The organism is Streptomyces sp. NBC_00513 (assembly GCF_041431415.1).
Lineage (GTDB): Bacteria > Actinomycetota > Actinomycetes > Streptomycetales > Streptomycetaceae > Streptomyces.
The window spans coordinates 6,337,660-6,351,200 of record NZ_CP107845.1; the positions used below are offsets into that span (position 1 = coordinate 6,337,660).

10 protein-coding genes are annotated in these 13,541 nt (G+C 71.9%); 6 read left to right on the forward strand and 4 right to left on the reverse strand.

The features are described 5' to 3' along the window. Positions 1-65 precede the first annotated feature (65 nt). Both OHA84_RS28955 and sph read right to left on the reverse strand, forming a co-directional pair. On the reverse strand, positions 66-1,310 hold the full coding sequence (locus OHA84_RS28955) for a helix-turn-helix transcriptional regulator (RefSeq protein WP_266969046.1): 1,245 nt from the start codon (positions 1,308-1,310) through the stop codon (positions 66-68). A 187-nt stretch (positions 1,311-1,497) separates the two neighbouring features. Continuing rightward, complete coding sequence (gene sph / locus OHA84_RS28960) at positions 1,498-2,487, reverse strand: sphingomyelin phosphodiesterase (protein WP_266969044.1); 990 nt, start codon at positions 2,485-2,487, stop codon at positions 1,498-1,500. A 130-nt stretch (positions 2,488-2,617) separates the two neighbouring features. Between sph and OHA84_RS28965 the strand changes: the two genes are divergently transcribed. Beyond that, on the forward strand, positions 2,618-3,514 hold the full coding sequence (locus OHA84_RS28965) for an oxygenase MpaB family protein (protein WP_266969042.1): 897 nt from the start codon (positions 2,618-2,620) through the stop codon (positions 3,512-3,514). A gap of 118 nt (positions 3,515-3,632) precedes the next feature. Here the strand turns inward: OHA84_RS28965 and OHA84_RS28970 are convergent, their stop codons facing one another. Next, positions 3,633-5,138 carry a M1 family metallopeptidase gene (locus tag OHA84_RS28970; RefSeq protein WP_266950558.1) on the reverse strand — a complete coding sequence of 502 codons (1,506 nt, stop codon included), beginning with the start codon at positions 5,136-5,138 and terminating at the stop codon, positions 3,633-3,635. Between the two features lie 398 nt (positions 5,139-5,536). Between OHA84_RS28970 and OHA84_RS28975 the strand changes: the two genes are divergently transcribed. The 5 genes from OHA84_RS28975 (at position 5,537) to OHA84_RS28995 (ending at position 11,786) form a co-directional block, all read left to right on the forward strand. Further along, complete coding sequence (locus tag OHA84_RS28975) at positions 5,537-6,400, forward strand: hypothetical protein (RefSeq protein ID WP_266969039.1); 864 nt, start codon at positions 5,537-5,539, stop codon at positions 6,398-6,400. A gap of 118 nt (positions 6,401-6,518) precedes the next feature. Continuing rightward, on the forward strand, positions 6,519-9,023 hold the full coding sequence (locus tag OHA84_RS28980; protein ID WP_323181966.1) for a Tex family protein: 2,505 nt from the start codon (positions 6,519-6,521) through the stop codon (positions 9,021-9,023). 245 nt (positions 9,024-9,268) lie between these two features. Then, positions 9,269-9,772: an ImmA/IrrE family metallo-endopeptidase gene (locus OHA84_RS28985; RefSeq protein WP_063839496.1), complete on the forward strand. Its 504-nt coding sequence runs from the start codon at positions 9,269-9,271 to the stop codon at positions 9,770-9,772. After that, positions 9,762-10,946: an MAB_1171c family putative transporter gene (locus tag OHA84_RS28990; protein ID WP_266969035.1), complete on the forward strand. Its 1,185-nt coding sequence runs from the start codon at positions 9,762-9,764 to the stop codon at positions 10,944-10,946. The genes OHA84_RS28985 and OHA84_RS28990 overlap by 11 nt, the downstream gene beginning before the upstream one ends. 57 nt (positions 10,947-11,003) lie before the next feature. After that, positions 11,004-11,786 (forward strand): SDR family oxidoreductase, encoded by a 783-nt coding sequence (locus OHA84_RS28995; protein ID WP_266969033.1) that lies wholly within the window; start codon positions 11,004-11,006, stop codon positions 11,784-11,786. A 66-nt stretch (positions 11,787-11,852) separates the two neighbouring features. On the opposite strand, the gene OHA84_RS29000 is transcribed toward OHA84_RS28995, so the two are convergent. Further along, entirely contained in the window at positions 11,853-13,490 is a 1,638-nt protein-coding gene (locus OHA84_RS29000) for an ABC-F family ATP-binding cassette domain-containing protein (RefSeq protein ID WP_053677263.1), read from the reverse strand. Between the last annotated feature and the right edge of the window lie 51 nt (positions 13,491-13,541).

Below are 13,541 nucleotides of genomic sequence, written 5' to 3' on the forward strand. Positions count from 1 at the left end.
GTGGGTGGTAGGACGACGGTAGGGCCGGCACCGGGAGGGCAGGGACACAGATTGTGCCCCCTTGATTACGCAGTCAACACGCCCAACCGGACGGCGAGTTCGGAGGCCCGTCGACGGCGCTGCGGAGACTTCGCCTCCGCCTCTTCCAGGATGATGCGGCGAGCATGCCCGTTGTACTGAATCGTCTCGGGCGCGGCCTCGTGGGCCTGCGCGAGCGTGGCCAGCGCCACGTCAGGCTGGCCGTCAAGGTGGTAGGCGCGTGCCTGCTCGATCCGGTGCCGGGCCCGGCGCGGTCGGGACGGGATTGTCTCCGCCTCCGCGCGAGCAGCCTGCCGTGCCGACTCCCCGCCCGCGTGCAACTCGACGGCCACGGTCACCGCGTGAGCGCCGATGACCGACCGGGAGAAGCTCGTCACGGGGTGGAAGTAGTCGAAGGGTAGGGACTCGGCAAGGGCGCGCGCGCTGTCCCAGTACCTCCATGCCGTGCCCGTCTCGCCCCGGCGCGCGGCAGTGAGGCCGGCCTCGACGGTCAGCGCCCCCGCCACGGCCCGCACGTCCGCACCGGCGTCGGGAAGGAGAGGCGTCAGGTAGCGGAGCGTCTCCAGGGTGACGGCGTCGGCAGCGTCCAGGTGCGTGCTCTCGCGGTGGGCCTGCGTGGTCAGCCACGCGGCGAGACCGATGGCGTGCGGGTCCTCGGAGTCCTGGGCGGCCATCATGCCGCGCTCGGCCACACGCCAGACGAGAGGGGCATCGGGCTGGTAGGCGCAGAAGAACTGTGCAAGGAAGTAGACCTGTGCCAGCGAAGCCTGAGCGGCCTTCCTGTCGGCGACCGTGTCCGCCGCTCGGACCGTGGCCTGCGCGTCCTGGATGAGGTCCGGCAGCAGTGACCCGATGACGTCGCGGTGGTTCGGTGCGGAGTGCCGGGCCTGCCACGCTCGGGACAGGCGGGCGGACAGGTGCTCGGTAGACGGAGCCTCGCGAGTACCACCGAGCTGCAGTGTGTTGAGGGCCTCGCGGACGGCGGCGAACCGCGGGTGTCCGGGCCCGGTGAACAGTGCGATGTGGATGGACTGATCCCCCGTGAGGTCGGAGAGGTTTCCGACACGGAGTACTTCGGCGACGCGAAGGATGATCGGCAGAGCCGGAGTCTTCAGTCGGCCGGTCTCAAGGGCCTTGACCCACGATCCGGACCGGCCGACGAGGCCACCGAGTTGATCGCGGGTGAGCCCACGGCGGTTGCGGAGGATCTGCAGTCTCTGGCCGAAGGCCAACTGTTCGCGGTACGGGTCCGGAGTAGCATCGGTGGACATGGGCCTTGCCCCTCTCCTTGCAGCTCGACACTGACAGGGTAGGGGGCAGGGCAGCTCTCGTGTGATCCGGAATGCGCGAAAGCGCCCTGCCCGCCCGAAGGCGAGAGGGCGCATCGCCGGGCCCTGAATGCGCGGTTGCCGTGAGCCGGAGCCCACACCGCCGGACCGGAGCCTTGGGCCACCGCGCCTAGCGGCCGATCGTCGGGTAGTGGTCCGACAGGTTGGTGTACGTGTACGACGTGCCCCAGCTGGAGACGGTCCAGGGCGCCGACTGCTCCTTCACCACGTTGTTCTCCCAGGCCGCCGGGCGGGCGTTGCCCTTGCGGTAGAGCACGTAGTCCAGGTCCTCGCGGGGGTCCGTCGGGTAGCGGTAGTTCGCGATGGAGTTCTGTGCCGTGTCGAAGGAGTACGGGTGGCCCGTGCGCGAGTCGGCGCCGGCCAGGTCCGCGTCCGCGAGCATCGAGTTGTACTCGGGGGTGTGGGAGTCGACGTTCATGTCGCCCGCGACGATGACCTGTTCGTTCGCCGGAATGTTCTTGCCGTCGAGGAACGCGTCGATGTTCTTGAACTGCCGGCTGCGCATCTGCGCCGCCTCGCCCGCGCCGCACCCCGGGTCGGTGGACTGGGCGTGGGTGCCTATCACGTGCACCCTCGCGCCGTTCACGTTCAGCACGGCGTACGCGAAGCCCTTGTTGGACCACCAGTCGGCGCCGCAGGCGTCCTTGTAGACGACCTGCTCCTTGCGGACGATCGGCCACTTGCTCAGGATCGTGACGCCCCCGTCCTCCGGGGTGGTGGCGGAGTAGGCGCCGCCCGTGGCGTCCCAGCCGCTCTTGCTCCGGCCCACGACCGGGGTCTGGTAGGGGTACCGCGCGGCCGAGTTGGCCTTCAGCGCGTCCGAGGCGCCGTTGTCGAAGGCCTCCTGGAGCACGACCACGTCGTGGCCCTGGTAGAAGGACGCCTTGGGGATCTCCGCCGCCCGGTGGTCCTGGCCCCAGTTCGGGTACAGGTTCTTGCTCATCAGGAACACGTTGTAGGTCAGAACGTCGAGCCGGGGGGTCGCGGCGCTCTCCGCGGCCGTGGCGGCCGGTGCGGTGGTGACGGCCAGCGCGCCGGCGGCGACCGCGGCGACGGCCGTGGCGACGGCGCGACGAGAGCGGGGCGAGATCTGCAGCATGGAGGTCTCCATCATTCCTGCGGGGGAAGATCGACGCCGTCATACAAGCAGCACCAGTTACCTCTGGGTAACACCCATGCAGAGACTTTCTGTCCGGGGGACGGCCGTCCGGTGCTCGCATACTTGTGTCATGAAGCAGACGGACCCCGCATCCCCCATCGGACCGACGGCCGCGCGCCGCCCCGACCCCGAGCCACCCGCGCCCGGCGGAGTGCTGTGGACCATCGCCGGAGACGTCCGCGCGCTGCTCATGCTCCCCGCCGCCTTCATGATGCAGGTCGCCCACCCGGCCATCGGCGCCGGCGTCGACCAGTACTCGGTCTTCCGCACCGACCCCTGGGGGCGGGGCGAACGCTCGCTGCGCTCGGTCCAGCTCTGGGTGTACGGGGGCGACGAGGCCGCCGCCGAGGGCCGTCGGGTGCGCCGCCTCCACAAGGAGATCCAGGGCACCGACACCCGGGGCCGGCGCTACCACTCGCTCGACCCGGCCTGCTACTCCTGGGTCCACGCCACCGGCTTCCCGGTCTACCTGTACGCCGGGCGGTACCTGCTGCGCCGCTTCACCCCCGCCCAGGAGCGGCAGCTCTACCGCGAGTGGCTCCAGGTCGGCCGGATCCTCGGCATCCACGACCGGGACATGCCCCGGACCATCGAGGAGTACTGGGTCTACTACCGCCGGATGCTGGCCGAGGAGATCGAGTCCACCCCGGTCGCCCGCGAACTGGTCGCCACCGACGTGCCCCTGCCCCGCCCCGAGGGCGGCTCGCCGGCGGTCCGGCTCCTGCTGCGCCTGACCTGGCCGCTCCTGCGGACGGTGTTCCTGCGCTTCCGTGCCTTCGTCACCGCCGGCTACATGCCGCCCGAGGCCCGCGCGGCCGTCGGGCTGGAGTGGACCCCGGCCCAGGAGCGCCGGCTGCGACGGTTCAGCACGGCCGTGCGGATCCTCGTACCGCTGCTCCCGGAGCGGCTGCGCTACCTGCCCATCGCCCGGGAGGCCCGGGCACGCCGACGCGCCGGCGCCCACTGAGGGACGCCGGCGCGTGCGGTCGACCGATCCCCGGGGATCGGTCGAGCGGGATCCCCGGGATCGGTCGAGCAGGACCCGGGGACAGCCGGGCCCGGCCCCGGGATCGACGGGATGTGGCTCAGTGGTCGTGGATCGAGTTCGTCGCGGCGATCTTCTTCCAGGACTTCGGCTCCACCGGCTCGACGGCCGGCGCCTTGAGCGAGCGGGCCGACGGGGAGGCGGCGGCCGGCGGGGCGAAGGCCGGCTTGCCGGGGGTGTACAGCCAGGTCTCGAAGAGCTGGGCGAGGGGCTTCTTGGAGATCTTCTCGGCGTAGCGGACGAAGTCCCCGACCTTCGCGTTGCCGTAGGCGCGCTCGGTCGGCCACCCCTTGAGGATCTGGAAGAACTTCTCGTCGCCGATCTCGTTGCGCAGCGCCTGGATGGCGATTGCGCCACGGTCGTACACGGCGCCGTGGAACTGGTTCTCCGCGCCCGGGTCACCCGGCTTGACCTGCCAGAACGGGTCCTCGGCGGCGCGGGAGGCATACGTCCACTCGGCCAGCTCCTGCGCCGTGCCCTCGCCCTCCTTCTCCGACCACAGCCACTGGCTGTACCGGGCGAAGCCCTCGTTGACCCAGATGTCCTTCCAGTTGTCCACGGACACGCTGTCGCCGTACCACTGGTGCGCCAGCTCGTGGACGACCACCGAGACGTTCGAGCCGTTGGCGAACTGCCTCGGGCTGTAGAACGGCCGCGTCTGGGTCTCCAGCGCGAATCCGCTGGGCACGTTCGGGACGTAGCCTCCCAGCGCGTTGAACGGGTACGGGCCGAAGACCCCCTCCAACCACTCCGCGACCTCGCCGGTCCGCTCCACGCTGGCGCGCGCCGCGCCGTCGTTGTCGCCGAGGTCCTTGCTGTACGCGTTCAGGATCGGCAGGCCGCTCGACGTCTTGTCGGTGGTGATGTCGAACTTGCCGATGGCGAGGGTGGCGAGGTAGGTGGCCTGCGGCTTGTTCGAGCGCCAGTTGTAGCGGGTCCAGCCGAGCTTCGACGTCTGCGACTGGAGCACGCCGTTGCTGATGGCCTGGGTGCCGTCCGGGACGTTGACGGACACGTCGAAGGTGGCCTTGTCGAGCGGGTGGTCGTTGCTGGGGAACCACCAGATCGCCGAGTCGGGCTCCTGGGCCGCCACGCCGCCGTCCGGGGTGCGCTGCCACGCCGACCAGCCGTCGACCTTGAACTCCGATGGCTTTCCGGCGTACTTGACGACGACGCTGGCCTGCTTGTTCCGCTGGAGCGGCTGGGCCGGCGTCACCTCCAGCTCCTGGGTGCCGGAGGTGGCGAACTTCGCCTTCACGCCGTTGACCCGGATCTCGCTCACCTTGAGGCCGAAGTCGAGGTTGAAGCGGGACAGGTCCTGGCGGGCCGTCGCCAGGAGGGTGGCGGTGCCCTCCAGGAGGTCCGTCTTCGGCTGGTACTGAAGGCGCAGGTCGTAGTGCGAGATGTCGTACCCGCCGTTGCCGCTCGCCGGGTAGTAGGTGTCGCCGATACCCGCGGCGCCCGGGACGGAACTCGCCGCGGACGCCGGGATCACCAGCAGGAGGGAGGCGGCGAGCACGCTCGGGGCGATGACTTTCCGATGCACGAAGAGCTCCAAGGGGTAGGGGAGACAGTTCCGTTCAGGGGTCTCGTCGTTCGACCGTATTCACGCGCGGTGCCCCACGTCATGTCCATGGCCCCTGCTGTCACATGATCGCCATTCGGCCGTCACAGGTCGTCGATCGCGGACTCCGGCGTGTCGGGTGCCGTCCACCCGGCGGCGTCCACCCGGCGGCGTCCGGCCCGGCTCGGCCCGCTCACCCCGCCGGGGCGGTGCGAGCGCCTCGGCCCGCGGCCCCGCCGGCCCGCCGCGCGAGAAAGTCCGGAAAGGGTCGGGGCGCCACGGGACGGGGGAGCACCCGTGAGGCGGGCGGGGAGGAATCCGGTATCGGGCGCCCCACCCACCACCTTGCGCCATACTAAGCAGTCGGTAATCTGCCGGGTATGACTCTTCCCCCACGCGCCGCCCGACACTGCTGGCATGCGGTGGTCAACCCCTTGCACGCCCTCATCTACTTCTCCCCGGACCTCGCGAAGGAGTTCGCCGCCCTCGGGGTCACCGACCGCGTCGCCGTCAACCTCGCCGGCCGGTCGGCCGCCATGGGCGCCGTCGGCCCCGGCACCGTGACCGCGACCTTCTACAACTACCGCCACGACCTCGTCGCCCGGCACCTGCCCGCCGTCTGGGACACCCTCACCCCCGAGCAGGCCCTCGCCGCCCGGCTCCGCGCCGCCGACTCCACCCTGCGCCGCCTCCTCGGCACCGAGACCATCGAGTCCGCGGAACTCGCGGAGACCGCCGACCTGGCCCTGTACGCCGCCGAGGGCTGCACCCGACACGCGCGCGTCCTGTACTCCGCCCACGCCGACCTGCCCGTCCCCGAGGAACCGCACCTGCGCCTGTGGCACGCGGCGACCCTGCTGCGCGAACACCGCGGAGACGGCCACCTCGCCGCCCTGCTGCTCGCCGGCCTCGACCCCGTCGAGGCGCTGATCAGCCACACCGCGACCGGCCGCGGCATGACCCCGAAGTGGCTCAGGGCCACGCGCGGCTGGGAACCGGCCGACCTGGAGGCGGCGGCCGACCGGCTGCGGGCCCGCGACGTCCTCGACGCGGACAACGAACTCACCGCACACGGCAAGGCCGTACGGGAGGCACTGGAGGTCGACACCGACCGACTCGACGCCGCCCCGTACGAACACCTCGGCGCGAGCGGCCTGGCCCGCCTGGGCGAGCTCGGCGGAGCCCTCGCCGCGAAGGCCTTCGCGGCCGGCGCCTTCCCCCCGGACCTCATCGGCAAGGCCTGAGAGGAGAGGCGGCGACCGGCGCGGGACACGGCTCCCGGCGTCCGTCACCGGCACCTGCCACAATTGGCAGCCTTCCGCGCATCCCATGCAGACGTACGAAGGCAGGCAGGACCGCACCGTGACGATGTCCATCGAAGGCAGGATCGCCGAGGAGCTCGGCGTACGGGAGCGGCAGGTCAAGGCCGCCGTCGAGCTGCTCGACGGCGGCTCGACCGTGCCGTTCATCGCTCGCTACCGCAAGGAGGCGACCGAGATGCTCGACGACGCCCAGTTGCGCACCCTGGAGGAGCGACTGCGGTACCTGCGCGAGCTGGAGGACCGCCGCGCGGCCATCCTCGATTCCGTGCGGGAACAGGGCAAGCTCGACGCCGAGCTGGAGGCCCGGATCAACGCGGCCGACACCAAGGCCCGGCTGGAGGACATCTACCTGCCCTTCAAGCCCAAGCGGCGCACCAAGGCGCAGATCGCCCGCGAGGCCGGCCTGGCGCCGCTCGCCGAGGGGCTGCTGGCCGACCCCTCCGTCGAACCGGCCGTCGCCGCCGCCGCGTTCGTGGACGCCGACAAGGGCGTCGCCGACCCGGCCGCCGCCCTGGAGGGCGCCCGCGCCATCCTCACCGAGACGTTCGCCGAGGACGCCGACCTCATCGGCGAGCTGCGCGAACGCATGTGGGGACGTGGCCGGCTCGCCTCGAAGGTCCGCGAGGGCAGGGAGGAGGCGGGCGCCAAGTTCGCCGATTACTTCGACTTCGCGGAACCCCTCACCGCTCTGCCCTCGCACCGGGTCCTGGCCATGCTCCGCGGCGAGAAGGAGGACGTCCTCAGCCTCGACCTGGAGCCGGAGGAGCCGAGCGACACGCCCGGCCCCTCCACGTACGAGGGCATGGTCGCGCGCCGCTTCGGCGTGGGCGACCGGGGCCGCCCGGGCGACAAGTGGCTCGCCGACACCGTCCGCTGGGCCTGGCGCACGAAGATCCAGGTCCACCTGGGCATCGACCTGCGGACGCGGCTGCGGGCCGCCGCCGAGGACGAGGCCGTACGGGTCTTCGCGGCCAACCTGCGCGACCTGCTGCTCGCCGCGCCCGCCGGCACCCGCGCGACGCTCGGCCTGGACCCCGGCTTCCGTACCGGCGTCAAGGTGGCCGTCGTGGACGCGACCGGCAAGGTCGTGGCCACGGACGTGATCCACCCGCACGTCCCCGCCAACAGGTGGGACGAGTCCCTGGCGAAGCTGGCCCGGCTGGCCAAGGAGCACGCGGTCGACCTGATCGCCATCGGCAACGGCACGGCCTCCCGCGAGACCGACAAGCTGGCCGGCGACCTCATCACCCGCCACCCCGAGCTGGGGCTGACCAAGGTGATGGTGTCGGAGGCCGGCGCGTCCGTGTACTCCGCGTCCGCGTTCGCCTCGCAGGAACTCCCGGACATGGACGTGTCGTTGCGCGGTGCGGTCTCCATCGCCCGCCGCCTCCAGGACCCGCTGGCCGAACTCGTCAAGATCGACCCGAAGTCGATCGGCGTCGGCCAGTACCAGCACGACCTGTCCGAGGTGAAGCTCTCCCGTTCCCTCGACGCCGTGGTCGAGGACTGCGTGAACGGCGTCGGCGTCGACGTCAACACCGCCTCCGCGCCGCTGCTCTCACGGGTTTCGGGCATCAGCGGCGGCCTCGCCGAGAACATCGTGGCCCACCGCGACGCCAACGGCCCCTTCCGCAACCGCAAGGGCCTCAAGGACGTGGCCCGGCTGGGCCCGAAGGCCTACGAGCAGTGCGCGGGCTTCCTTCGGATCCGCGGCGGGGACGACCCGCTGGACTCCTCCAGCGTGCACCCCGAGGCGTACCCGGTGGTCCGTGCGATGGGTAAGACGGCGGGCGGCGAGGTGGCGTCCCTCATCGGCAACGGCACGGTCCTGAAGTCTCTGCGGCCCGAGCAGTTCGTCACCGAGACCTTCGGGCTGCCGACCGTCACGGACATCCTGCGCGAGCTGGAGAAGCCCGGTCGCGACCCCCGGCCCGCCTTCAAGACGGCGACCTTCAAGGAGGGCGTCGAGAAGATCGGCGACCTGGCCCCCGGGATGATCCTGGAGGGCGTCGTCACCAATGTGGCCGCCTTCGGGGCGTTCATCGACATCGGTGTCCACCAGGACGGGTTGGCGCACGTCTCCGCGCTGTCGAAGACCTTCGTCAAGGACCCGCGGGACGTGGTCAAGCCGGGCGACATCGTCCGCGTGAAGGTCATGGACGTGGACATCCCGCGCAAGCGGATCTCGCTGACGCTGCGCCTGGAGGACGAGGCCGGGGCGGACCGTCCCGCCGGGGCGCCCCGGGACCGGGAGGAGCGCCGGGGCGGCGGCCGGCCCCCGCAGCAGCGGGGCGCGGCCCCGCAGGGCGGCCAAGGCGGCCAGAGCCGACGGGGCCAGGGTGGTCAGAGCGGTCAGGCGGGCCAGGGCGGTCAGGCGAACCAGGCCGGTCAGCGCCAAGGCGGCGGTCAGGGCCGGGGCGGTCAGGGCGGTCAGCGCCAGGGCGGCGGCCAGGGATCCGGAGCCCCGGCGCCCGCCAACAGCGCGATGGCCGACGCCCTGCGTCGGGCCGGCCTCACCGGCAAGGAGGAGCGCCGAGGCCGCTGACCGGGGCAGCGCGTGAGATCACGCGGAGGATGGCCGAATAGGTTCTCCACACGGGGACATACCTTGCCAAGCACCTCAACTGATCTGTAGGGATGGTGGAACGCCCGTTCGTGACGCGCGGACGGGCTTCCGCTTTTCCCCTCAGGGGCCGAACTCCTCGGGGCCGTCCCATGGCACAGGATGTAATGCCCATGCCCACGCACACCTATGAACGCTGCCCGAGAAAGGGTCCGAAGAGGGAAGACATGCCCTATCGGAATCTCAGCCTGCGCAAACGGTGCGAGAACATTCTCGGCCATCTGGATCTGACGCATCCTTTTTCACTCGACAGCCTGTGCGCCCGGATGGAGGAGCAGCGCGGCCGCCCGATCCGACTGCACCCGCTGCCCAAGGAAGCGGCCGAGTCCGGGGTCTGCGGACTGTGGGTGGGCACCGCCCGCGTCGACTACGTCTTCTACGAGGCCCAGACCACCCCCCTGCACCGCGAGCACATCGTGCTCCACGAACTGGGGCACATCCTCTTCGGTCACCACTCGCTGGAAGGCGAGGAGACCGACGGGCACGCCCCCGTGGTCCTGGGCCGCACCAACTACACCACGCGCCAGGAGCGGGAGGCCGAGATGCTCGCCAGCATGATCCGCATGCGCGCCGTCGGCCCCGGCCCGCGGCCCGGCACGGCCCACCGCGGCCCCCTCGCCCGGCTGGAGTCCGCCATGGGCTACGAACAGGGTGTGCGCGATGGCGGCTGAACTGACCGCCATCGGCGACTGGCTCGCCGTCCCCAGCGTGGTGATCCTGTGGCTCGCCGTCCTGCTGCGAGCCCCCGGCGCCCTGCGCTCCCCGCAACAGCGCGGCCTGTGGCTCGCCGTCGCCACCGCCGCCGCGGCGATGACCCTGAACCTCCCCGCGGTCGTCGCCTACGCGACGAGCCGCGACACCGCATACGCCCACACCATCGGCCTGGTGCGCAACCTCATCGGTGTCCTCTCCGCGGGAGCGGTCCTCTACTTCGTGGCAGCCGCCACCCGCGGCCGCAGGCTCCAACTCGCCGCCTGGATCGGCACGTCGGCCTGGCTCGCCACCCTGGTCGCACTCGACGTCGTCGCGCCCGAACACGGCACCCACGCCATGCCGCCGGTCGGGGATCCCGTACCGTCCCTCGCCTACTGGCTGGTGCTGATCTCCGCCCACCTCGTGGCCAACACCGTCTGCGTGTACGTCTGCCGGCGCTACAGCCGCCGGACCGAGAGCCGTGGACTCGCCCTGGGCCTGCGGCTGTTCGGCCTGGGTACCGCGCTGGCCGGCCTGTTCTGGTTCGCGTACCTCCTCAAGGCCCTGTTCGCCAACACCTGGGCCATGCCCGCCCTGCCGCTCATGATGAACCTGCACGGACTGCTGCGCGCCGCCGCGATCCTGGTGCCGACCCTCTTCGCGCTGCGCCGCACCACCGCCGACATCGCCACCGCCTGGCGACTGTGGCCCCTGTGGCGGGACCTGGTCCAGGCCGTGCCGCACGTGGTGCTCTCGGCCTCGCGGGCCGGGCGGGTCATGGAACTGCTGTGGCCGCCCATGCCGCGCCACCTGCTCGTGTACCGGAAGGTCATCGAGACGCGCGACGCCATCCTGATCCTCGGGGAGTACGTGGCCCCGGGCATACCGGAACTCGCCCGCAGCCACGTCGCCGAGAGCGGAATCCCCGAACAGCGGCGCACCGCGGCCGCGTTGGCGTGCGTACTCAAGGAAGCCCGACAGACCAAACTCGCGGGACTGCCCGGCCGGCAGCCGGGGGACACGGCGGTCCTGGAACTGCCGCCCGCGATCCAGACCTCCGCCGAGGCGGGCGACCTGGAGGAGGAGGCCCGCTTCCTCGTCGACGTCGCGGAGGCCTACGCCTCACCCTCCACCACCGGCTTCACCCCCTGACCCGAGCCGACCCGACCCGCCCCACCGACCGTTCGACGACACGGAAGTGACGCTCTCTTGACCACCGTTCTGATCACCGGGGCCAACGCCGGCCTCGGCGCGGCCTTCGCGCGCGGATTCGCCGCCAAGGGCTGCGACCTGGTGCTCGTCGCCCGCGACAAGGACAGGCTCGACGCCGTCGCCGCGGAACTCGGCCGGGAGTTCGGCGTGACCTGCGAGGTACTGCCCGCCGACCTGCTCGACGCCGAGGAACGCGCGACGGTCGAGGACCGCCTCACGGACCGGGACCACCCCGTGGACATCCTGGTCAACAACGCCGGCTTCGGGCTGCCCGCACCCTTCCCGTACAGCCCGATCGCGGACGAGGAGCGCATGCTGGACCTCCTCGTCAAGGTCCCGCTGCGCCTCACCCACGCCCTCCTGCCCGGACTGCGCGAACGCCGCCGGGGCGCGGTGCTCAACGTCTCCTCCGTCGCGGGACTGCTGCCGACCGGGACGTACGGGGCGGCCAAGGCCTGGGTCACCGCGTTCAGCGAGTCCCTGCGCGTCGACATGGAGCCGTACGGCGTCCGGGTGCTGGCGGTGGTCCCGGGCTTCACCCGCACCGAGTTCCAACAGCGCGCCGGGATGGACGTCAGCGCCCTGCGCGAGGCCGTGTGGCTGGAGCCGGACGCGGTGGTTGCCAAGGCCCTGCGGGACCTGGCCCGCCGCCGTCCGGTCAGCATCACGGGCCGGCGCTACCAGGCGTACGCGCTCGCCGTCCGCCACCTCCCGCGCGGGTTCGTCGCGCGGAAGATGGCCCGCGAACGGCGCGCCCCCGGGCAGGGCGTCGCGCGGTGAGGCCCGCGGCCGGAGGGCCGGGCCGCGACCGGGCGCCCGGCCCCACCGGCGGGACGGCCCGGCGGACTACAGCTCGGTGACCCTGCCGTCCGCGACCTCCAGGCGGCGGGTCACCTGGACCGCCTCCAGCATCCGCCGGTCGTGGGTGACCAACAGCAGGGTCCCCTCGTACGACTCCAACGCGGCCTCCAACTGCTCGATGGCCGCGAGGTCGAGGTGGTTGGTGGGCTCGTCGAGCACCAGCAGGTTCACCCCGCGACCCTGGAGCAGCGCCAGGGCCGCCCGGGTCCGCTCACCGGGGGAGAGGGTGGCGGCCGGACGCAGCACGTGCACCGCCTTCAGCCCGAACTTGGCGAGCAGGGTGCGGACTTCGGCGGGCTCGGTCTCCGGGACCGCCGCGCAGAAGGCCTCCAACAGCGGCTCGTCGCCCAGGAACAGTCCGCGGGCCTGATCGACCTCGCCGACCAGGACACCCGAACCGAGCGTGGCCGAGCCCGAGTCGGGAGTGAGCCGGCCCAGCAGCAGGGCGAGCAGGGTGGACTTCCCGGCGCCGTTGGCCCCCGTGATCGCGACCCGGTCCGCCCAGTCGATCTGCAGGTGCGCCGGACCGAAGGTGAAGTCCCCCCGCCGGACGCTCGCCTCGCGCAGGGTGGCGACCACCGAGCCGGAGCGCGGCGCCGCGGCGATCTCCATCCGCAGTTCCCACTCCTTGCGGGGCTCGTCCACCACCTCAAGCCGCTCGATCGCGCGCTGCGTCTGGCGGGCCTTGGAGGCCTGCTTCTCGCTGGCCTCGCTGCGGAACTTCTTGCCGATCTTGTCGTTGTCCGTGGCCTTGCGGCGGGCGTTCTTGACGCCCTTGTCCATCCAGCCGCGCTGCATCGCGGCCCGGCCCTCCAGCGCGGAGCGCTTGTCGGCGTACTCGTCGAACTCCTCGCGGGCGTGGCCGCGGGCCCGCTCGCGCTCCTCCAGGTAGGCGTCGTAGCCGCCGCCGTACAGGTTGACCTGCTGCTGTGCCAGGTCGAGCTCCAGCACCTTGGTGACGGTGCGGGTGAGGAACTCGCGGTCGTGGCTGATGACGACCGTGCCCGCGCGCAGGCCCTTCACGAACCGCTCCAGCCGCTCCAGGCCGTCGAGGTCCAGGTCGTTGGTGGGCTCGTCCAGCAGGAACACGTCGTAGCGGGACAGGAGCAGGGACGCCAGACCGGCGCGGGCCGCCTGCCCGCCGGACAACGCCGTCATCGGAAGGTCCAGGCCGACGGAGAGCCCGAGGTCGTCGGCGACCTCCTGGGCCCGCTCGTCGAGGTCGGCGCCGCCGAGGTTCAGCCACCGGTCGAGGGCCTCCGCGTACGCGTCGTCCGCGCCGGGCGTGCCGTCCACGAGCCCCTGCGTGGCGGCGTCCAGCTCGGCCTGCGCGTCGGCGACACCGGTGCGGCGGGCGAGGAACTCCCGGATCGACTCGCCGTCGCGACGCTCGGGCTCCTGCGGGAGGTGCCCCACGGCGGCGGCGGGCGGCGACAGCCGCAGCTCGCCCGTCTCGGGTGTGTCCAGACCGGCGAGCAGGCGCAGCAGGGTGGACTTTCCGGCGCCGTTGACGCCGACGAGGCCGATGACGTCCCCGGGGGCGACGACGAGGTCGAGATCGGCGAACAGCGTGCGCTCACCGTGCGCGGCGGTGAGCTTCTTGGCGACGAGGGTTGCAGTCATGATCTGCCGATCCTATCGGCGCCCGTACCCCGGCCGGCCGCTCGGTGGCCC

Bases quoted from the DNA above. Each gene is read 5' to 3' on its own strand.
- OHA84_RS28965 (WP_266969042.1), top strand. From the start codon at position 2,618: ATGAAGCAGACGGACCCCGCATCCCCCATCGGACCGACGGCCGCGCGC.
- OHA84_RS29000 (WP_053677263.1), bottom strand. From the start codon at position 13,490: ATGACTGCAACCCTCGTCGCCAAGAAGCTCACCGCCGCGCACGGTGAG.
- OHA84_RS28990 (WP_266969035.1), top strand. From the start codon at position 9,762: ATGGCGGCTGAACTGACCGCCATCGGCGACTGGCTCGCCGTCCCCAGC.
- OHA84_RS28985 (WP_063839496.1), top strand. From the start codon at position 9,269: ATGCCCTATCGGAATCTCAGCCTGCGCAAACGGTGCGAGAACATTCTC.
- sph (WP_266969044.1), bottom strand. From the start codon at position 2,487: ATGCTGCAGATCTCGCCCCGCTCTCGTCGCGCCGTCGCCACGGCCGTC.
- OHA84_RS28955 (WP_266969046.1), bottom strand. From the start codon at position 1,310: ATGTCCACCGATGCTACTCCGGACCCGTACCGCGAACAGTTGGCCTTC.
- OHA84_RS28975 (WP_266969039.1), top strand. From the start codon at position 5,537: ATGACTCTTCCCCCACGCGCCGCCCGACACTGCTGGCATGCGGTGGTC.